At 66.0% G+C, this 18353-nt stretch carries 21 protein-coding genes; 1 reads left to right on the forward strand and 20 read right to left on the reverse strand.

What is annotated here, in order from left to right; all coding sequences use genetic code 11:
- Positions 1–2: 2 nt before the first annotated feature.
- The 7 genes from D7006_RS14375 to D7006_RS14405 all read right to left on the reverse strand — a co-directional run bounded on the left by D7006_RS14375 (position 3) and on the right by D7006_RS14405 (position 8030).
- Positions 3–2165 (reverse strand): hypothetical protein, encoded by a 2163-nt coding sequence (locus tag D7006_RS14375; RefSeq protein WP_237353532.1) that lies wholly within the window; start codon positions 2163–2165, stop codon positions 3–5.
- Complete coding sequence (locus tag D7006_RS14380) at positions 2165–2677, reverse strand: hypothetical protein (protein WP_237353533.1); 513 nt, start codon at positions 2675–2677, stop codon at positions 2165–2167. The genes D7006_RS14375 and D7006_RS14380 overlap by 1 nt, the downstream gene beginning before the upstream one ends.
- Positions 2638–2982 carry a hypothetical protein gene (locus tag D7006_RS14385; RefSeq protein ID WP_237353534.1) on the reverse strand — a complete coding sequence of 115 codons (345 nt, stop codon included), beginning with the start codon at positions 2980–2982 and terminating at the stop codon, positions 2638–2640. Before D7006_RS14385 ends, D7006_RS14380 begins: the two co-directional genes overlap by 40 nt.
- A gap of 152 nt (positions 2983–3134) precedes the next feature.
- Complete coding sequence (locus D7006_RS14390) at positions 3135–5660, reverse strand: hypothetical protein (RefSeq protein WP_237353535.1); 2526 nt, start codon at positions 5658–5660, stop codon at positions 3135–3137.
- Complete coding sequence (locus D7006_RS14395; protein WP_237353536.1) at positions 5651–6244, reverse strand: hypothetical protein; 594 nt, start codon at positions 6242–6244, stop codon at positions 5651–5653. Before D7006_RS14395 ends, D7006_RS14390 begins: the two co-directional genes overlap by 10 nt.
- A 65-nt stretch (positions 6245–6309) precedes the next feature.
- Positions 6310–7254 carry a hypothetical protein gene (locus tag D7006_RS14400; protein WP_237353537.1) on the reverse strand — a complete coding sequence of 315 codons (945 nt, stop codon included), beginning with the start codon at positions 7252–7254 and terminating at the stop codon, positions 6310–6312.
- A 185-nt stretch (positions 7255–7439) separates the two neighbouring features.
- Positions 7440–8030 carry a hypothetical protein gene (locus tag D7006_RS14405; RefSeq protein WP_237353538.1) on the reverse strand — a complete coding sequence of 197 codons (591 nt, stop codon included), beginning with the start codon at positions 8028–8030 and terminating at the stop codon, positions 7440–7442.
- A 527-nt stretch (positions 8031–8557) separates the two neighbouring features.
- Between D7006_RS14405 and D7006_RS14410 the strand changes: the two genes are divergently transcribed.
- Positions 8558–8854, forward strand: coding sequence for a hypothetical protein (locus tag D7006_RS14410; RefSeq protein WP_237353539.1), 297 nt, complete (start codon positions 8558–8560; stop codon positions 8852–8854).
- A gap of 186 nt (positions 8855–9040) precedes the next feature.
- Here the strand turns inward: D7006_RS14410 and D7006_RS14415 are convergent, their stop codons facing one another.
- The 13 genes from D7006_RS14415 to D7006_RS14475 all read right to left on the reverse strand — a co-directional run bounded on the left by D7006_RS14415 (position 9041) and on the right by D7006_RS14475 (position 18336).
- The gene (locus tag D7006_RS14415) at positions 9041–9295 is read right to left on the reverse strand and encodes a hypothetical protein (RefSeq protein ID WP_237353540.1); all 255 of its coding nucleotides are present in this window, start codon (positions 9293–9295) and stop codon (positions 9041–9043) included.
- Positions 9292–10077 carry a lysozyme gene (locus D7006_RS14420; protein ID WP_237353541.1) on the reverse strand — a complete coding sequence of 262 codons (786 nt, stop codon included), beginning with the start codon at positions 10075–10077 and terminating at the stop codon, positions 9292–9294. Before D7006_RS14420 ends, D7006_RS14415 begins: the two co-directional genes overlap by 4 nt.
- Before the next feature lie 16 nt (positions 10078–10093).
- Entirely contained in the window at positions 10094–10912 is an 819-nt protein-coding gene (locus tag D7006_RS14425) for a hypothetical protein (RefSeq protein ID WP_237353542.1), read from the reverse strand.
- Positions 10912–11091: a hypothetical protein gene (locus D7006_RS14430; protein ID WP_237353543.1), complete on the reverse strand. Its 180-nt coding sequence runs from the start codon at positions 11089–11091 to the stop codon at positions 10912–10914. The genes D7006_RS14425 and D7006_RS14430 overlap by 1 nt, the downstream gene beginning before the upstream one ends.
- Positions 11088–12659, reverse strand: coding sequence for a portal protein (locus D7006_RS14435; RefSeq protein WP_237353544.1), 1572 nt, complete (start codon positions 12657–12659; stop codon positions 11088–11090). The genes D7006_RS14430 and D7006_RS14435 overlap by 4 nt, the downstream gene beginning before the upstream one ends.
- Before the next feature lies 1 nt (position 12660).
- Entirely contained in the window at positions 12661–12879 is a 219-nt protein-coding gene (locus D7006_RS14440) for a hypothetical protein (RefSeq protein WP_237353545.1), read from the reverse strand.
- 2 nt (positions 12880–12881) lie between these two features.
- The gene (locus D7006_RS14445; protein ID WP_237353546.1) at positions 12882–13043 is read right to left on the reverse strand and encodes a hypothetical protein; all 162 of its coding nucleotides are present in this window, start codon (positions 13041–13043) and stop codon (positions 12882–12884) included.
- Between the two features lie 83 nt (positions 13044–13126).
- A complete protein-coding gene (locus D7006_RS14450) occupies positions 13127–13612 on the reverse strand; it encodes a hypothetical protein (RefSeq protein ID WP_237353547.1) in 486 nt (161 codons plus the stop codon).
- Positions 13613–13707: 95 nt separating this feature from the next.
- Positions 13708–14448, reverse strand: coding sequence for a hypothetical protein (locus tag D7006_RS14455; protein WP_237353548.1), 741 nt, complete (start codon positions 14446–14448; stop codon positions 13708–13710).
- Positions 14449–14533: 85 nt separating this feature from the next.
- Positions 14534–14839 carry a GIY-YIG nuclease family protein gene (locus tag D7006_RS14460; RefSeq protein ID WP_237353549.1) on the reverse strand — a complete coding sequence of 102 codons (306 nt, stop codon included), beginning with the start codon at positions 14837–14839 and terminating at the stop codon, positions 14534–14536.
- The gene (locus tag D7006_RS14465; RefSeq protein ID WP_237353550.1) at positions 14811–16634 is read right to left on the reverse strand and encodes a DNA polymerase; all 1824 of its coding nucleotides are present in this window, start codon (positions 16632–16634) and stop codon (positions 14811–14813) included. The genes D7006_RS14460 and D7006_RS14465 overlap by 29 nt, the downstream gene beginning before the upstream one ends.
- 16 nt (positions 16635–16650) lie before the next feature.
- Entirely contained in the window at positions 16651–16851 is a 201-nt protein-coding gene (locus tag D7006_RS14470) for a hypothetical protein (RefSeq protein ID WP_237353551.1), read from the reverse strand.
- Positions 16852–18336 carry a DnaB-like helicase C-terminal domain-containing protein gene (locus D7006_RS14475; protein WP_237353552.1) on the reverse strand — a complete coding sequence of 495 codons (1485 nt, stop codon included), beginning with the start codon at positions 18334–18336 and terminating at the stop codon, positions 16852–16854.
- Positions 18337–18353 lie beyond the last annotated feature (17 nt).

Here is an 18353-nt window from a genome sequence, read left to right on the forward strand (position 1 = left end):
GGCTAGGGGGTTCGATCCTGGTTGATGGAGAAGGGAGTGAAGGCAGGCGCCGCGCCGCCTGAAAGGACGCCGAGGAAGCCGCCGGCCGGAGCCTGGACTACGGGTGTCGGGGCCATCCGGTTCTGGAGGATGTGTTCGCTCTTCTCGACGCCCATGCGCTTGTCGAGGGCGCGGAGGTCCTTGTCGGTGAAGCGCAGGGGCTGGCCATCGCCAGCGAAGAGCGGGTAGCCGGTCGTGGCGTCGATGACGCGATAGACCCCGTTCTCGAAGCGGACCGACATGCCCGAGGGGTCGGTCACGCCTTGCGCCTCAAGGGCGCCCTTGAACTGGGTGAAGGTGTCGCTGAAGGCACGGTCGAACACCGGCTCCTTCCCCTTCACGAGGAACGGGGAGCGGTCGAACATGATCTGCCGGTTGATGACCGGGACGTTGGCGGAGATGTCGGTCTGGACGGCCGTGATCGCGTCGCGGGCGGAGATGCCCTGGGTCCGCACCAGGAGCTTGGCGCGGCGGGCGATCTCGCTCTGCACCTGTCCCGAGTTCGTGGCCTTGCCGTCGAAGAACCAGCCGACCGGGTTGTACCAGGAGTAGTCGCTCTCGCGGACCAGCTTCTTGGTGGCTTCGTCGACCCGCTGGAACTCGAACTTGACCTGCTCGCCGCCGGCGCTCTCCGGTTCGAGAACACGGGCGGCCCCGGCCATGGCCACTTCGTCCGGCTTGCCCATCTTCCGCAGGAGGTGGAACGTCTCGTAGAAGTCCCGCTCCTTGGGATCGAGCATCCCCTCGACATAGGCGGGACTGCGGGTCCGCAGGGCCTCGTAGAGGGAAGCCGCCTGGAGGGCGCGGCGCTGCTTGGCGGGATCTGTCAGGGACGCGGCGCTTCCCACGTCCACCAAGGAGGACTTGAGGAAGCCCTTCCACTCGGGGTTCTCAATGCCGGCGGGGACGAACTGCTCCGCCTGAGCGGCGAAAACCTGCCCGTTGACCACGCCGGCCGGCTGGCCGTTGAACTGCTTGGCGACGGACTGGCGGGTGTTCTGGGCCTGGAAGACCACGGCCCCGTCCTTCTGCTCCTTGGCGGAGATGAGCTTGCGCTCCCCGGTGTAGGGGTTCTCGATGTACACGTCCTGCACAGCGTCGAAGGAGCCGTCGCCGCGCTGGAGCGCGTCCCGAGCGGCGTTGAACAGGCCGGCCTTCTGCTGCGTCTCATAGTCCTTGGCGAGCACCTTCATGGCCTCGCTGCGGATCATGGACACGTCGTTGGCGAAGCGGGGGTTGGCCGACAGGGGGCCGATGTCCTGACCGCCATCGACGGACTTGCGGGGCGCATCGAGGATGGCGAGGACGTTGCGGGCCGATTGCGGGGTGGCCCCGTGTTCGCTGGAGACGGAGGTCTTCAGGACGCCGACGAGGTTATCGTCCAGCCTGTCGAAGGGACGCTTCGTGACTTGCTGGAGTTCCCCATAGGCGGTGCGCAGCCGGGCCGCCACTTGATCCGGCGGGAGGCCGGAGAGCGTGCCGTCGCGGAGCACGTTGCCGAAGCCGGCGGTGACGATGCCGTCATCCCGCTTGCCGGCGTACTCCTGCATCTGGACGCGCTGCATCTCCCGCAGCTTGGCAACCGTCCCCTCGGTCGACACCCGGAACTTCTCCAGGGCGTGAACGGTGCCCGGCAGGCCCCCGTTGTCGAGGTAGGCCTTGGCCTGGGTGGAGACGAAGGCATCCACGTCCACCGGATTGCCATTGGCGTCGAGGAGGGACTGCCCACCCTGGGGGCCGTACTGGGTGAGTAGCCGGTTCTCGAAGTCCTGCCCGGCCCGCTGCCCCAGCACCGCATCGGTCGCGGCAACCGCCACAGGATCGGAGTTGTAGGGGACCGTGCCGTTGGCCCGGGCGGTGCGGAGCTGGTCGTTGGTGCTCGACGCGATGAAGCGGTTCACCTCGGCGAGGCGGGCGTCCTCCTGCGCCTTCTTCGCGCGGGGATCGTGGGCGAACTGCGAGATGGTCGAGGAGAAGCCGGAGAGCGCCTGGGCGAGGCGCTCCATGTCGTTGTTGACGGCCGGCCTGGGCGGCGGAGCGTAGGTGTCGCCGGAGACCTGGGGGACGCGGAGGGACTGGGGAGCGCCGATGTCGGGGACTTCAACGCGGCCGTGAGGAGTGGGCATCAGACCCCCTTGAAGGCGCCTACGGCCCCGGAGAGGCCGCTGATGAGGAACGGGAGGAAGGACGGGCTATCGGCCCGCTGGACGGAGTTGATGCGGGCCTCGGTCTGCGCCTTCACGGTGTCCATGTCGGCGTAGGTGGCGGCCTGCTCCATGCTGAACTGGGAGGAGCGAGCCTCCTTCTTCTGGCCCTCGGCCGCGAAGAAGCTGCCCATGAGCGCATCGACCGACAGGCCGGTCACTCCGGCTTCTCCGGCCGCCGCCTGGGCGGTGCCGCGAGCCTTCAGGCCCTCGATGCCCATCTGCATCATGTCCCTGCTGGCGGCGTCGCGCTGCTGGATTTCACGATGCTGGAGCTGGGCGTACTGGTTGCCGGCCGCGATGTTCGCCGCCTGGGCGTTCTGGACGTAATATTCGTTCTGCTGCTTGGCCTGCTGCGCGGCGCCCATATAGCCGACAGCGGAGCTGGCGATGCTCAGGGCGGCGCCGATGGCCGGAAGGGCTGCGATGCACATGGCTGAAGTCTTGCGAACTCGACGAAGGGGCGGCCCTCCGCGCCCCATGGAGCTTCACGAATAAGCGTGAAGCCGAGCCATTGGAGCCAGCGGAGGTGCAGCGCGTTGCGGGCGTCGGCCCGATTGATGAGGAGGGGGTACTGGGTGTTGTAGCGCTCCACCCACCGCTGGCTCTGCCGAAGGAACTCGACCGAGTGGGCGGCAAGCTGGTCGCTGCCGAGGAGCCAGATCACGCCGACGTGGGGGTGGTTGAAGACCGGATCGATGCCGAACAGGCCGGCGATCTGGTGGTCATCGGTGAACATGGCCCACGCTTCGTGGCCGGCTTCGACCATATCGGGAAGGAGCAGCTCCGGGGGCAGACCGGCCGAGGCGTGAACCTCAGCGCGGTCGGCGGCCCGAAGAAGGGGGCAGAGCGCCACGGCGTGTTCCCGCGCCGCCGGCAGGACGTATCCCATCAGGTCTGGCGCAGCTTGGGGTTCCAGGACCCCCGCCACCCGCCGGACATGAAGCCCGAGGGGAGCCAGGTGTCGTTGATGATCTCCACCTTGACCCGGTCGGATCGGCTCATGATCGGCACGTTGAAGCGGCCGGTGGCCAGCACGACCTTGCCCAGGACGTTGCCAGGGTCTCCGAAGATGCGGCCGGAGAAGTCGTAGGCGGACGTGGGCCGCCCTTCCGGCGTCACCTCCACGCGGAAATACCCGGCCGTGTCGTGGGACAGGGTCAGGTGGTGGAGCTGAAGGCGTCCGTCGATCTGCGTGACGGTCCCGCCATCCGAGCCAGTGCGGCGCGGGAAGATCGCCGAGAACCTGTAGCGGGACACGTAGGGCCGGCCGAAGAGGAACTCCTCGCCGCGCGTGTCGCCTCGAAGGACAAGGGTGGCCCCGGAGACGCGCTTGACCACGGCGTTCGATCCCACCACCCCTGTGCCGCCGGTGACGACTGCCTGGGTGTCGGCCGCCACGGGGAACGGCAGGGTGTAGGTGGTCTCGTCCGTCGCCAAGCTGTAGGCGGGGGCGGCGAGCGCCGAGGACCCGACGCGACGATCCAGGCCGACCAGCGCCCCGATACTCTCGTCCGTGGCGGCGGGCTCCATCCTGAGCGTCTCCAGCCAGACGGCCCCGTCCCGGCTCACCAGAAGGGCGAGCTGGGAGTTGAGGAAGGCCAAGTCCAGGATGGTCGCGCCGTTGAATGTCCAGCGGCACCAGGAGGACAGGACCTTCTGGTTGTCCTGCCAGAAGAACGAGTAGACGTAGAGGGCGCCGGGGTCCCCGTCCGAGAGCGCCACGAGAACGTTCTGGTCCGGGCTCGCGGCGATCTTGCGGACACCCGTCGGGATGTAGCTGGGGACGTGGGAGGTGACGCTCTGTGCGTCCCCCGTCTCCGTCGATTTGTCGAAGAAGAAGTCGTAGACCGCCGCCCAATCGCGGTTCACCAGGGCGTCCGACACGAAGAAGACGCTCTTGCCGGTCATCACCGGCTTCACCCGCTTCGAGCACGAGAACTCGGTGAGCGGCCGCAGCGACACGGACTTGGGCGTAAGCAGGTCGTTGCCGGCAAGGCGGAACTGCGTCTCGGTCGAGAACACCAGCAGGTAGTCCTGCGTGGGCAATGCGTGCTTCAGGAGCGAGACCTTGATGTGGCTCGCGGCCACGTCGATGGGGTCATCGTCGAGCAGCGCGGTTGCCGTGGTTCGCCAGAAGTCGAAGAACGAACCCGATCGGGACATGATGACACTCTCGTCGGAGAGGAAGCCCAGGCGGTTCCGGTGGAAGAAGATGTCGGTGATCGTGTTGCCGACGAACGAGGGGTCGGGGCTGATCTTGTCGGCGTCGCCGCACTTGCGAGGGTCCCACTCGGCAGGCTTGAAGGTGAACGTCCCGTCCGCCTCGCGCACCAGGGTGTGGGGCATGGAGCCGGCATCGAAGCCGAGCTTGACCCCGCCCTTGACGGTCTCCTTCCAGATGACCGTGGAGTCGGCGTCGGAGCCCTCTTTGGTGATCTTGACCCAGTAATTGTCCTGGGTTGTGCCGTCGTCGCCCGACACCTCGGCAACGAAGCCGACAGGGCCGAAGGCGGGCAGGTCCGAGAACCGCTGGGCGGTACCCTTCACCACCTTCATGGCGTTGCCGTTGAAGCCGTCCTCGACGGAGATGGTGAAGTCGCCGGTCGCCTTCGAGACGTGGATGGCGTTCTGATAGCGTGTAACGGTCCAGCCGTTGGCGGCCGTGATGCCGTTCGCCGTCATGATCTTCACCACTCGGCCGGCATTGGCTCCCTGCGACAGGACGTTCGACGTGTTATCGGAAGAGGACGCCTGCCCGTAGATGGCCCGCCCTTCGGTGCCGTCCGGCCCACGGAACATCCCGCTGTCATTCGGATCGGTGCCGTCGATCAGCACCTGGGCGATGAAGGTGGTATCGGCCGCCGGCTCGTTCGATGCGAGGCCGGACTTGGGAACGAGGTAGTGTGCGACGACAGTTCCGTCGATCAGGACCTTGTAGCTCTTGCCGTAGTTGCCCTGCATCACATGGATGAGGGCTTCCTTCACGCGCACCGGGGACGCGGCTGCGCCCATCTGCACCGTCTTGCAAGTGTTCACGATGAACGTGTAGTCGGCCACCGTTAGGGCCTTGTAGTCCTCGGCGGGCGAGGTCGCGCCGGACAGGTAGCCCCAGCCGTTCGGGGCGTTAACGGTCTTCTCGACGCCCTGGAAGTCGAAGACCCGCAGGGTTCCCGAGGAGAGGACGGCGACGTAGCGCTCGCTCTCATCCCGGTCGATGATGTGGAAGAAGGCGCCGGCGGGAACCGCGCTCAGGATGCGGGCGACGTGCTCGGTCGGCGGCCGCTTCTTCAAGCCCTTGACGATGGTGGAGTAGAAGTTCTCCTGGAGGTCTCCCTGGGACGGGAGCCGCATGACCAGCGCCTGTTGGGAGACGCCGCCCAGGAGGTTGGGGATGGTCCCCGAGGTCACTGCCACGAGCGGCCCCGGCGGCGCAGTATGCGGGACGGCGTGGCGGCATCGAGGACGTTGTAGTCGGCAGCGTCGGCCTCATCGGAGAGGAACTCGGCGCGGGCCTGGGCTTCGTCCTTGGCGCTGAAGGTGTGGGCCTCCGCGTCGCTCAGGAAGCGGTCCTGGAAGCGGCGCAAGGCTGCGATGGTGACATAGTTGCGGGCCGTCTCGGGAAGCTGGTCGAACGGTAGGCCGCGAACCAGATCGACGGTGACAGCCCGACGGATGGCGAAGGTGTGCGCGACGGGGTCGTAGAGACGCTGGCCACGCTGGACCAGATTGGTGTCGTCGGCGCTGTCGACCTTCAGGGCGTCGAGGGGGAGGATGATCTCTCCGTTGACGTTGGGGGTGATGCGGTAGGCGAACTCGGTGTTGAACGACCAGCCCGTCTTCTGGAGCTGGCGGGAGAAGAGGGACACGAGGGCGCGAGCAGCAGCAACGTCAACGGGGAGAACACCCAGCAGGGTGCCCACCGGCGTCTCGCCGATGGAGGCGAGGAGCGCGTTGACGGCCTCCAGCTCGGAAGTCGGAGTGAGGAAGTCGGTGGACATGGCAGGGAAAAGACAGGCGGAGGCCCCGAAGGACCCCCGCCCATGTCAGGTGTTGGAGTTTGTGGTCAGGCCACCGCGCCCGTGGCGATCTCGATCGCGCAATCGGGGCGGAGCTTGTCGTGGCCGACGGCGTACTTGGCGACCATGAAGGTGCCCTGCCGGCGGATTTCGTACTCGCTCTCCATCGCCAGATCGAGGAGCTGCACGGTGCCGGCCGCCATCTTGTTGAAGACGAGACCGACCGTGGTTCGGAAGTCGCCCTGGTACTTGGCCGGGCCGGCCGTCACCTGGGTCGAGGGGACATGGTTGGACTTCACAATCGGGAAGCCGGCCACGGTGTCGACCTTACCGGAGGCGACGGAGCCCGCGCCGCCGAGCTGGGTGTTCACCAGCCGGTCGCGCTGCGCGAGCAGGTAATACTGCGCCGGGCGGAACACCGCCTGGGTGTCTTCAAGGCCCACGTCCTTCTCGTCGAGGGTCTGGGCGGCGGTGAACAGGGCCGCCTCCAGCTTCGCCGGATCGGTGGCCATGGCCGCGTCAGTGATGCGGGAGCCGCCGGGACGGCCGGTGAGCGGGGAGGCAGCGCGGGCCGCAAGCGCGATGACGCGAGCGACGTTCTGGTCGTAGGTGTTGGCGAGGACGCGGCCCAGTTCGGCGGAATAGGGCTGGCGCACGTCGTAGTGGTTCATCGCCTCGTCGATGTTGGCGATGAAGGTGGACGACACGAGAAGGTCGTCGACGGTGATGACGGTCTCAGCGTGCGGGATGGACGAACCGTCGATCCAGCCGCCCGGCGTGTGGTAGCCGGCCGACGCCTTACCGATCAGCGGGAACTGGGCGGACTTGCCGTTGCTGATCTGGCGGACGAAGTGGAGAGCCTTGAAGATGACCTTGCGCTCGAACTCGGTGAGAACCTCACCCGAGAAGATCTTCAGGAAGAGGGCGTCAGTGGCGCCAGCGCCGTTGATCTGACCGAGACGGGAGAGCGAAGTGTCCTGGGCGTTTGCCATGAGAGAAAGCCTGATGCTTGAGGATGGTGGTCCTCGGCACCAGCAAACGTTCGGTAGTTGTTACAGACAGAACCTCAGCCCTTGTCTGTAACAGCCGCTGTTGCGCGGGGCCGTGGTCGCCCCCTAGGGAGGGGCACGACGTCACGAGCGATCAGAAATATTATCCTTCAGCAAACTTACACATCCTATTTTTTCTCAATACCGACGAATGTCACTTGCCTTTCGGTAGAACGCCCTTCGTCCAACTGGGCCTCATCATCGGATCCGGCGTATTCGCTGATCAGCCTTTCCTGCTCTGGCGTCAACAGATACTTTAGAAAATAGCCATGTTGGGGAATATGAACAAATCTATCCTTATTTCGCCACAAGATCGTTCCGATATATCTTGCCGGGTCAAGGCTGGGGAATTTAATGCCAAGCTTTAGGAGTTCATCGACAAGCTGAGGGCGCGAGAGCGGAACCCCCCTCGTGGCAAGGACCCGTTCTGCGGCGTCCGCAAAAGCTTGTGGGTTCACCCTGGGCCTGATTCGAACCATGCGCGTGGCCGGTTCCTGGACCACCTTCGCCGTCCCCGGCTTCGGCGCTTGAGCGTTGTACCCAACATTCACAGGCATACCGGAGGATCCAGGGTTCACCTGTTTCTCGTTTGTTCCTTGGGAAAACTTCTCATGGAGCCGCAAGAACGTCTCAATCTCCGCAAGCTCGCGCTGTAGTTCGTCCCGCCTTTTTATCGCATTTGCAAGGGCTTGATCCATAGCCACGTCCTCCAGAACCATCTGCTGGATCGTAGCACCAAACGCAGAAGCACCAAAGCGTGGATTCCGTTAACCATGCAGCGGCGGATTTGAACCCTACTTGCGGTCACGCCGCAGATGGTTCACAATGATAAGGCATGGGGAAAAAGAAGACCTCGACCGACCTTCCACGTCGGTCGAGGCCCCTTCAATGACCCAGAGATTGGTGGTGCAAGCATACCAATCTGCAAACGGGTACGTCTGCGGTGTATCGTCCACCTGACAGGACACCTTACCGCAATGTGTCTCGGGCGAGCAAGAGGCTGCTTCACAATCTATGGAGGCAGCGATGGTTCACGTTCGCTCCTACACGAGGGTTCGGTACGGGCGCCTTGAGTGGGTCTGCGCCCACTGGCGCCGCGCCTGGGGTTCTTGCGGCTACGGCCGCTAATGAAGTGGGCCGTCGGGTTTTCCCCGGCGGCCTTTTTTTCAGGCAAGGCTACAACCGGGCCTTGCATTCAACATTACAGCCCCCAACTTGAGCTTTACCGAAACCCAGGAGTGAAGAAATGTCCGAGAAGCTTGACGCATATCTGAAGTCTCTCGACGACTACGAGGCTGCTGAGCACACCATGCTTGAACTAGACAGACAGCTTTCCGCAGTTGCCGCTGCCGTCCGCAATCGTACTCCGCCCTTTTCCAAGGCCACGACGACCAATTGGCCGACCGGAGACGACCTTCAGAGGCAGTACAAAAACTTCATTGTCGCGTCGAACGCCTGCGAGTCGGCTTGGCGAGATGTGCCGGAAGGGGAAAAGAAGCGTGTCGACCCGCCGCCGTTCTTGGCCCGGAAGATCCCGGATTGATATAGTCCAACAGCAGGACCTTTTGACTTGACTGTCCTCCCACGGACTCAACCGCCGCAGCGGTCGAGCTTCTGGTAGTGCTTGTCGAGCGCCACCGCATAGTCGCAGGTGGCATTGTCGCCGGCCTTGCAGGCCCGCTCCAGCACGTCAATCGTGGGAGCGGGCACGTTAGCCAGCTTCGGGCACTTAACGGCCCGGACGGTTGCGTCGCCGCAGGCTGTCAAAAGCAGCGTCAGCGACACCAGGAGCGCTGTCAATCGCATCCCACTGCCTTTCGATCTTCTTCACGGCGGACACCTGCTTCTCCCGTTCAGCCGCCTTCCCCGCCGAGCGCCCCTTGAGGAACACGGCGGAGAGGACGGCAGCGACCACGCCGAAGATGGCGAGGTACTTCTTGAACGGGGACAGGAGGTTGACGATGAACAGCCAGACGGCCGTCATCGGTTGCGGAGCCAGAGGTAGACGCCGCCGGCCACGATGGCAGCGACGGCCACCGCGATGAGGGCGACGGAGCCGTAGGAGGCGATACCAGAGACGGTGTCCACGGCCTGCTTTACGGGCTCGGCGACGGTGTTGACCGCGTCCACGCCCTCCTTGACGGCCACCACAACGGCGGTTCCGGCAGTGGCGCCGGCGGCGATGTCTCGCTTGGATACGGGCTTCTTCGGCGCATCCACCTCCTCGGGGACGTTCTCCACCTCGTGCGGCTCGGGGAGCGCCTTGGGGGTCGATGCCCACAGGCCCTGCTCGCCGTCGCGGCGCCGGACCAGACCACGCATCACCTCGCCCTTGGAACGGATGAACTCGTCGAACTTGGCGTAGGTGGCGGCCGAGTTGCCCCGGTTCATGGGGGCAACGAGCTTCTTTAGGTTCGCCTCGCCGCAATTGAAGGTGAACGACACGAGGGCATCGAACTGGCCCTGGGTCATCGGCACCTTCACGATGCGGTTGACGGCCTCCTCGCACTCGTCGAGGTCCACGTCGAGGATTTCGCGGGCCTGCGCCTCGGTGACGTAGGTGCCCGGAACGACCTTGAGGGGGTGCTTGGCGGCGTTGGTGTGGCCGTAGCCGATGGTGAGGGTGCCCTTGACGGGGCCGCCGGTGTACTCGCGGTACCGGCCCTTAACCGCCGGAACCTTGTCGTCGTAGACGTAGGGGACGAAGCTCTCGAAGCTCTTGATGAACTTCAGGCCAGCGACCGAGAGCTTCATGTTGGAAGCCATGCGGGCTTGGGGGTCCTTAAGTGGAGAAGCGGTAGTCCGTCTTCTTCAGCCGCTCCTCGACCTGCTTGCGGTAGACAGGGTCCTTGGAATAGCGAGGGTCGCCCACGGCGGCAGTCAGCTCGGCCTGGGAGGCGAAGCCACCGACGGGGGCGGACGGAGCACCAGCGTTGATGAGGGTGGGCTCCTTGCCGTTCGCAGCGACGAAGCGGGAGTGGAGGCCCTTGATGGCGAACAGGGCGGCGTTGTGGTCGCCGCTCGTGACGGAGGCGTCGAACTGCTTGGCCTCCTGCGGGGTGAGCGCGGTCTTGGCCCAGGCGATCATGGCCGGGTAGGTCTCAGCGCCGCCGCCGGCCGCGTAAAGCTCCGCTTCCTGGGTCTTGGCGATGACCTTGCGACCCTCGATGTAGTCGTCGATCACCTTGCGAGCGTCCTCGCCGAGGACAGCCTTGAGCCCCTCCGCGATCTTCTCGCGGTTCTCAGGGGCCACGTCGCCGGTTGTGGCGAACTCCTCGTTGAAGGGCGTCATGTCGAAGCCGGCCTTGGCGACCACCTGCTGGGCGGCCTCCTGCTGGGCATCAGGCTTCGGGGTCTCCGCCGGCTTGTTGCCTTCGGGGGTGGCCGCAGGGTCCGGCTCCTTGCCCTTCTCCAGCTCGGCGAGGCGCTGCTGGGCGCGGGTCAGCTCCGCCTTGGTGTCGGCTAGCGCCTTCTCCAGGTTGGGCGACGTGCCCTCCGGCTGGCCGGGCGCGGCCGGGGTGCCGGTGGCGGGAGCCTGGGCGTCCGGCTTGGGGGCCTCGGAGCCCGTGGGATCGGCAGTGACGGTGACGCGCTCGACCATCAGAAGCTCTCGATCACCAGACCGGAGGGAAGCTCGACGCGGGCGCCCGGAACCACGTTCGGGGCGTAATCGGGGGACACGTCATCCATGGGCGCGGAGGGGCCGGGCTCGGCCTTGCGGGGGCGGCGCTTCTGGGTGGTGTCGGCGGGCACGGGATCGGTGACGGTTTCGTCGGTCATTGGGCCTGCTGGGGTTGGGATTGCTGCATCTGGGTCTGGATCATGCCGCCGAGCTGGCGGATGCCCTCGGGACCCAGCTTCTCGATGAGGGACTGGAGGAGCTGCTGCTGCTGGTCGCCGGCCGTCTCGCCCTCGGTGGCGATGAGGCCGCCGGTGTCGATGCCGTAGGAGGCGGCAGACCGCTTGAGGAACTCGGTGGGCTTCAGGTACTTCATGGCCAGCTCGGGGCCGAGCACCTGGAGGATGTCGGCGACGAACAGCTTCAGGTTCTGCTGGTCGTAGCCCCGACCGATGGCCTGGAGGCCGGTGACGATCTGCGGCTGAACGAGGTCGCCGGGGAGCTGGCCCACCTTCCGGTTCTTCTCCATGCGCCGCTCGAACAGGCGGACCACGGGAAGCTGGAACTCGGCGCCGAGGAGCGTGTAGACGCCGCCGAGGGCGTCATCCAGCTCGGAGGCCATGTAGCGGATTTCCTCGGCAGTCACCCGCTCGCCCGACCGCTGGATCGCGGTGTTGAGCATGAAGGCGAAGGCGAGGGACTGGGCGATATCGGCGGCCTGCTGGCGAGCGATGGAGAGGTCCACCTGCCGGTTGGTCTGCACGACACCCACGTCGTTCACGTCGCCGGCAATGGTGTCGCCGGTGCGGGCCTTCGCGAACATGCGGAGCTGCACGGTGCCGTTCGGCGAGACCACGAAGATCACGCGAGCGGCTGCGGCAGAGCCTTCGACGATGGCCTCGCAGAGCCCTTCCAGGCTGTCGAGGTCGCCGAGGTATTCCTCCACATAGGGCCGGCCGTAGTCCTCGCCCGGCTGCACCGAGAGGCGCAGGGGGAGCCACGGCATGTCCTCGGGCTTGTAGCTCCCGTCGCTGCCAGGAACCCGGATGCCGGAGATTTCCTGGTAGACCGCCCACATCTCACCTTCGAGGTGGATGCGGGTGTAGAGCTTGAGGTCCTTCTCCTCGGCGCCGGGGCCGGAGGCTCCTGGGGCGTCCTTGGTGATGGCTTCGCGGGTCTCCTTGGGGAGCGCCGCGCGGGCGACCTGCTCCTCGACGACGATCTCCAGCAGGTTGCCGGAGGCGTCGCGCTTGACGACGTACTGGTCGAGCCGGAAGGCGCGGGCACGGCCCGAGGTCGGGATGTAGAGGAGGACGTTGCCCGAGACGATCAGGTGTTGGAGCGCCACGAACGCCACGGGACGGAAGAGTGCGCTCTCCATCTCGGCGAGCACGGCCTTCTCTCGGGCGCTGAGGGCGGTCTCCACTTCGCCCCGCATGTCCGGCCGGTTCGTCAGCTTCTGCAAGGCCTGATCGTCGATCTGGTAGCGGAAGAACGGGGTGTTCGGCGGGAAGAGGGAGAGGAGAAGCTTGGAGCTTAGGGTCCTGATGCCTCGCGCCCCGAGGGACTGGTACGGCGTTTCGAGCACCGAGTCGGGGCCGAAGCCATCCGGCGGCATCAGGTAGGGTACGGTGAGGGCGGCGCAGTCACGAGCCCGTCGCAGGAACGGGTCTCGCGCTGCTGTCAGTGCGCTGTAACGCTGCGCCGCCGGCGAGACGGCCTCGATCACATCACTGCTGGATGGTGAGGCCCGACCCGCTGGTCGGCGAGTTCAGATCAATGCGCAGCGCACTGCGCCCACGGCGGGCGCCATCGGCCGCCGAGTTGGCGTTCTTCGCAGTGGTGGTTGCCTCGTTGAAGGCGGGCGAAGTGGGCTTGTCTCCCGGAGGAGCCGGCGGGGCCGCGACGGGTTCCACCGTGGCGGGCTTGGAGCCTCCGCCTAGGCACATGGTCAGTTCTCCTGCTGGTCGATGTAGAGTTGTCGGAGGTGCTCGACGACGTTGCGCGACCCGATGGCTTCGCGGACCTGGGAAAAGTCCGTCCAGGAGGGGTCGAGCTTGTTGGGGAATGTCTGGTCGAGGTAGTCCAGAAGCTCTCGGCTGATCTCAGGCACCTGCAAACCAGGAGAAGAGGCGTGAGATAGGCTTTGGTGGAACCTATTTCCGCCGTCCTCCCCGCCCCTGTTCAGGCGGGCCATCAGGGGCGATACCAGCGCAGGAAAGACATCCCGATTACGCCGGCCTTCTCACGGAGCATGTCCAAGGAGCCGTCGTTGATGAGGGTGTAGTCGAACCGTCGGCTGTCGAGCCGCCCGTTGGAAGCGTGCTCCTCCGTCTCCGGCGCGTCGGGGCGGACGATCTTGACCACATGGCCGCCCAACTCGCGGATGAGGTCGAACTCGTTCTCAAAGCGGACGTCGTCGAAGACTACGGCCTCGCCCCGCAGGAGTGCCCGTTCCGCTTTGAGCCGGGCGATGTCGACCCACAGGGTGGGACTGACCGTCTCTCGCCCCCATTCCGTGCCCAGGGTCTGGAGGATGCGGCGAGGAGTGGTGCCGAGGCCCGGGATGGGATCATCCTTCGCCGGTCCGGTCAGCACTTCCCATGCCTCGGCCTCTTCGCCACGCAGGAAGGGGGCGATGATCGGCAGCGCCGCCTCGCGAAGAGGGTCGGCGAAGCTCATCAGGGACACGTACTGTCGGTTGACCGCGCCGCTGCGGAAAAGGGCGCCGGCGACTTCACTCTTCCCCGAGCGGGAACGCGGGGAGTACAGGCCGATCAGTGGGGCTGCCAGAGAATGGGCTCCTTGTTCGCGTGGTCGTAGTCGGTGAACCGCAGGATGCGGGCGAGGCGGGCCTGAATGAGCGCCTCATCCTCGGTCAGTCCGGCCTTCTCGAAGGCGGCGACAATGGCCGGCCAGCCCGCAGCCGCGATGGCGGGGGCTCGCTTCGCGCCGATGCCGGGACAGCCGGGGTACTTGTCGACGGGGTCGCCGGTCAGGGTCTGGAGCAGGTGGGCCATGTCGGCCTCTTCCTCGCTCACCTCGGTCCACGTCTGGCGGTTGAAGTCGTAGATCGTGGTCGGGATTTGCGCGAGGTCCTTGTCGCCCGAGACGATCACGACGCGCCGCTTGGCGTTCTTCGGGTGCGTGGCGAGGATGCCGAGCACGTCGTCGGCTTCCAGCCCCGGCCACATGGCGTCGGCGTAGTTCTGGGACACCCACTCCTTGAGAGCCCTGTGGACCAGCGGCTTGCGCCCCCGCCCCTCCTTGTAGGTGGGCCAGAAGGAGTGCCGGAACACGGGGCCGGAGGGCGAGAAGACCATCACCAGCTCGGCGGAGGGGTCTTCAACGATGTCCTCGGCGTCGGCGACGAGGCTGCGGAACTTGTCCTTGGCGTCGTCGAGGTCGGCCGTCAGCGTCCAGACCTCACCATCCCAGTCCGTCGCCCGCTCCACGGCAACAGCCGAGCGGTGGACGAACATATCGGCGTCGATGAGGACGAGGGTCCCCTTGCTCACTCGTCGCCGGCCTCGAAGGTCACGGGGCAGGCGATGCCATACTTGGACTGGAGGAGGTCCATCCAATCCAGAACGTCTACGATGCTCATGCGGGCTCCTTCGCGATGTGTTTGAGAATGTTCTTGGCGTCTTGCGGGTGGACCTGGAACCACTCGGTGGTCCCCACCCGGTGCCCCCGCATGGCCTCGTGGAACTGCCGCTCGAAGGCGCGGCGGTCGGGCACGAGGATGGCGGCCGTGATGGCGAAGTCCCGGAAGGGGCTGGAGGTCTGGTAGACCTTCACCCTGTCCTTCAGGTCCTTGGCCGAGCCGACCTTGACGTGGCCGGGCCATGCGGGGTTGTGGAGGATGTAGACCCACCCCTCAGTGGGTTGCGGCCCAGTTCGGCCCAATGTCGAAGTTGCCTTTCAGGGGGCAGCGGAAGGCGAAGAACTGACCGGCCTTGCGGATCGCGTCGGCGGCAAGGGTGCCCACCGTCTCGGCAAGGTGGGGCCTTGCTTCAAGCTGCCACTCGTCGTGGTAGGTGATGACAAACTCGTAGTCCTCGCCCGGCACGAGGCCGGCGGCCTGGAGGTCGGCGTCGAGGATGACCTGCGCCTTCTTCATGAGGACGGCGCCGGCGGACTGGAGGAGCGTGTTGAGGGCAGAGTGCTCGCCTCGGACCCGCAGCTTGCGGCCGTCGAGCCCGATGAGATAGCCCCGCCCCTTCACCGCCTTGGCGACAGCCGCGACGAGGCGTCCCATGGCGGGGATCTTGGCCAGGAACTTGGCCCGGCCGTGCTTGCCGGCGCTGATGAGCTTCTGCCGGCCGAGAAGGCCGAGTAGCGTCAGGCCCAGCTTGAAGTCCCCTGCCCCGTAAATGAAGGCGTAGAACCAGGTCTTGGCCGTCTCACGGTCACAGCCCAGCGCCGCAGCGTTGAGCGTGTGCATGTCCGTGCCCTCTTCCTTCTTCCCTTCGAGCACGGTCTTGATGTAGGCGCCGCCGTCGTAGCGGGCCATGAAGCCGGCAAGACAGCGCAGCTCCAGCGCGTCCGCGTCACAGCCGACAAGCACGAAGCCCGTGCTGGCCATGAACAGCGCCCGCATCTCCTTGCCGTAGGGCGTACCGACGCGGGGCACGTTGGCGATGACCCGGTGCGTCATGCGCCCGGTCACGGCCCCGTTCTGGATCACCCGCCCGAAGACGCGCCCCCGCTTCTCCTTCCTGATCCAGGCCTCGCGCCCGTCGCCGAGCTGCCCGAGGCGCTTGGCCACGAGGAAGTATTCGGCGAGGACCTTGGCCTGGGGATAGGGAAGCGTGCCGAGGATTTCGTCGTCGAGCTTGGGGGTGCCGTCCTTGGTGAACTCGTTCGGCTTCCACCCGAGCTGCATCATGCGCTCGGCGACCTGCTTGCGGCTTCCGGGGTTGAACGGAACCACCTTCACCTTGTGGGTGAGGACGCCCTTCACGTAGCCCCTGGCCTTGTTGTTGGCCTTGGGGGTGAACGGGGTGCGGACTTCCTTGGGCGGGAAGACCTTCATCAACTCGTCCGCCAGTTCCTGCCGGCGGGCCGAAAGGGTGGCGTAGAGGCGCTGGGCGGCCGGCACGTCGAAGGCAAAGCCCCGGCGCTCCTGACGCTGGATGATCCATGCGAGGTCGTGTTCGAGCTTGACGCACTCCTCGCCCCAGCCGGTGGCCAGTTCGTCCTGCTGGCGCTTCCACAGCTTGCAGGTGACGGCCACGTCCTGCTCGCAGTAGTCCTGCATGATCGAGGACCAGCTTTCCCAGCCGCCCTTGTAGTCGCCCTTGTATTCCCCGAGCCGATGGCCCCAGGCTTCCAGGGACTGGCGGCCGATGAGCTGCTTCGGGAGCCGGCCCTTATCCGCCAGCGGGAAGTCGATGGCCTCGATGACCTCCTTCGGATACAGGAGGTGGCCAAGGATCAACGTGTCCCGGACGATCCCGCGCGGCTTCCAGTCAGGGTAGACCTTCTGGAGTGCGGGGATATCGAAGCCGATGACGTTGTGGCCGAGGATCAGGTCCGCTTCGGCGAGGAGCCTGAGGCCGAGCTGGACCGGCTCGTAGCCGGCATGGTCAGAGCAGGAGACCATCTGCCCCGTCGCCGGGTCGGCGATGACGAGGCAGTGGACCTTTGTGAGTTCGTCGAGGAGGCCGTCAGTTTCGATGTCGAAGACGAGCGTCTTCAATCGGAGTGGCCCAAGGTCAGCCCTTGGCCCCGGCCGACAGCGCGTCGGCGACGGCGCGGCCGACATCCTGAGAAAGCTTGAATGCCCGGCGCGGGCAGATGGTCCAGGTGAAGAAGCCGGGGACGTGGAGCTCAACGGCGGGCTTGCCGTCGGCGCCCGTGACCGTCTTGGCCGTGAAGTTGGCCGGGCCGATATAGGTCTGGTGGTCGGTGCTCAACTAGAAGTCATCCGTGCTGGCGTCGAAGCCCCGTTCCGCGCCCTCGAAGAGGCGGCCGGTGTCTTGCGCGTAGTGCAGGGGAAGGGTGAAGCCGTTGGCGCGGCCGGTGTAGCGGTCCTTGAGGACGCGGAAGGTCGTGACCTTGCGCTCCTCCTCGTCGTCGGCCTGGGTGTTCCGCTCCATGCCGAACATGAAGTGGGACCAGTAGCCGATGGCGCGGGAACCCTTGAACTGCTTGATGGTGACGCGGCCGCCTTCCTCGTGGGGCTTGCCCTCCGGGGTGGAGAGGTGGCTGACGAACAGGACCCAGATGTCCAGTTCCTTCACGAGGCCGCCTAGTTCGGCCATGATCTTCTCAAGCGACCCGCGCTCTTCGTCGCCGTGCCCGGCCAACGCGGTCAGGTGGTCGATGTAGAAGACCCGGACGCCGTGGCTGTGCCGCAGATAGCGGATGCGGGTGGACACCACGTCCCAGTCGCAGGCGCCGAAGTGGTCATAGAGGAACAGGCCGCCAAACCGCTGGAGGTCGCCGATGGCGGTCTTCAGCTCCGGCTTGGTCCAGCTCCCGTCGGGAACATGAAACGTCCGCCCGGCGTGTTTGCCGGCGACGCGCTTGACGGTCTCCACCGGCTGCTGCTCGAAGGCGAACACGCCCACCTTCAGGCCCAGATCGACGATGTCGAAAGCGATCTGCTGGGACATGAAGTCGGACTTGCCGATGCCCGTCCCCGCGCCGAGGGCCACGGCCTCGCCGTAGCGGCGGCCGAAGGTCTTGCCGTCGTTGAGGGACGGGAAGCACCATGGCAGGCCGGCCTCGGGATCGGCGAGAGCCTGCTCGGCGAGGTCGTCGAGCGTGACGATGCCGTCCGGCCGGAACTCGGCGGGCGACCACAGCGCGTCGATCAGCTCCTTGCGCCGCCCCTCCTGGAGCATGGCGTTCGGGTCCTTGAGGGGGAGCTTGATGATCCGCGCCCGGCCCGGCGGGAAGAGGCCGAGGCATTCCTCCGTCGCGGCCCGGCCCGGGTCATCCTGATCGAAGCACAGGTCGATGTGCTCGAACTTGAGGAGCCACTCCAGGTTGTTGGAGAGGGACTTCTTCGCTCCCTGTGCACCGTTTGGAAGGGACACGACAGGCCAGCGGTAGGCCAACTCCTGGAACACGGTGAGGGCGTCGATCTCCCCCTCGGTGACGATCACGCGCTTGCCGCCGTCGCGCCAGAGGTGCTGGAGATAGAGGCCGGCGGACTTGGTGTCGCCGAGGAACTTGAACTCCTTGCCCCTGCCCCGGACCTTCTGGGCAACGATGGCGCCCGTCTCGTCCCGGTAGTTCGCGACCTGGACCAGCTCGCCGCCCATTTCGGAGACGGTGTAGCCGGCGCGGCGGCAGGTCTCCTCCACGAGGTGGCGCTTCGGGAGGTCCTGGGCTTCCCCAACAGGGAGGAGGCCCTTCATCTTGGGCTTGGTCTCGCGCTCGGTGGGCGCCACCCCGTTCTCCCCCGGCG

It is taken from the genome of Xanthobacter sp. YC-JY1 (assembly GCF_021730305.1).
Classification (GTDB): domain Bacteria; phylum Pseudomonadota; class Alphaproteobacteria; order Rhizobiales; family Xanthobacteraceae; genus Xanthobacter; species Xanthobacter flavus.

Bases quoted from the DNA above. Each gene is read 5' to 3' on its own strand.
- D7006_RS14405 (WP_237353538.1), bottom strand. From the start codon at position 8,030: ATGGTTCTGGAGGACGTGGCTATGGATCAAGCCCTTGCAAATGCGATA.
- D7006_RS14380 (WP_237353533.1), bottom strand. From the start codon at position 2,677: ATGTGCATCGCAGCCCTTCCGGCCATCGGCGCCGCCCTGAGCATCGCC.
- D7006_RS14420 (WP_237353541.1), bottom strand. From the start codon at position 10,077: ATGGCTTCCAACATGAAGCTCTCGGTCGCTGGCCTGAAGTTCATCAAG.
- D7006_RS14375 (WP_237353532.1), bottom strand. From the start codon at position 2,165: ATGCCCACTCCTCACGGCCGCGTTGAAGTCCCCGACATCGGCGCTCCC.
- D7006_RS14440 (WP_237353545.1), bottom strand. From the start codon at position 12,879: ATGTGCCTAGGCGGAGGCTCCAAGCCCGCCACGGTGGAACCCGTCGCG.
- D7006_RS14425 (WP_237353542.1), bottom strand. From the start codon at position 10,912: ATGGTCGAGCGCGTCACCGTCACTGCCGATCCCACGGGCTCCGAGGCC.
- D7006_RS14410 (WP_237353539.1), top strand. From the start codon at position 8,558: ATGTCCGAGAAGCTTGACGCATATCTGAAGTCTCTCGACGACTACGAG.
- D7006_RS14385 (WP_237353534.1), bottom strand. From the start codon at position 2,982: ATGTTCACCGATGACCACCAGATCGCCGGCCTGTTCGGCATCGATCCG.
- D7006_RS14395 (WP_237353536.1), bottom strand. From the start codon at position 6,244: ATGTCCACCGACTTCCTCACTCCGACTTCCGAGCTGGAGGCCGTCAAC.
- D7006_RS14430 (WP_237353543.1), bottom strand. From the start codon at position 11,091: ATGACCGACGAAACCGTCACCGATCCCGTGCCCGCCGACACCACCCAG.
- D7006_RS14450 (WP_237353547.1), bottom strand. From the start codon at position 13,612: ATGAGCTTCGCCGACCCTCTTCGCGAGGCGGCGCTGCCGATCATCGCC.
- D7006_RS14400 (WP_237353537.1), bottom strand. From the start codon at position 7,254: ATGGCAAACGCCCAGGACACTTCGCTCTCCCGTCTCGGTCAGATCAAC.
- D7006_RS14415 (WP_237353540.1), bottom strand. From the start codon at position 9,295: ATGACGGCCGTCTGGCTGTTCATCGTCAACCTCCTGTCCCCGTTCAAG.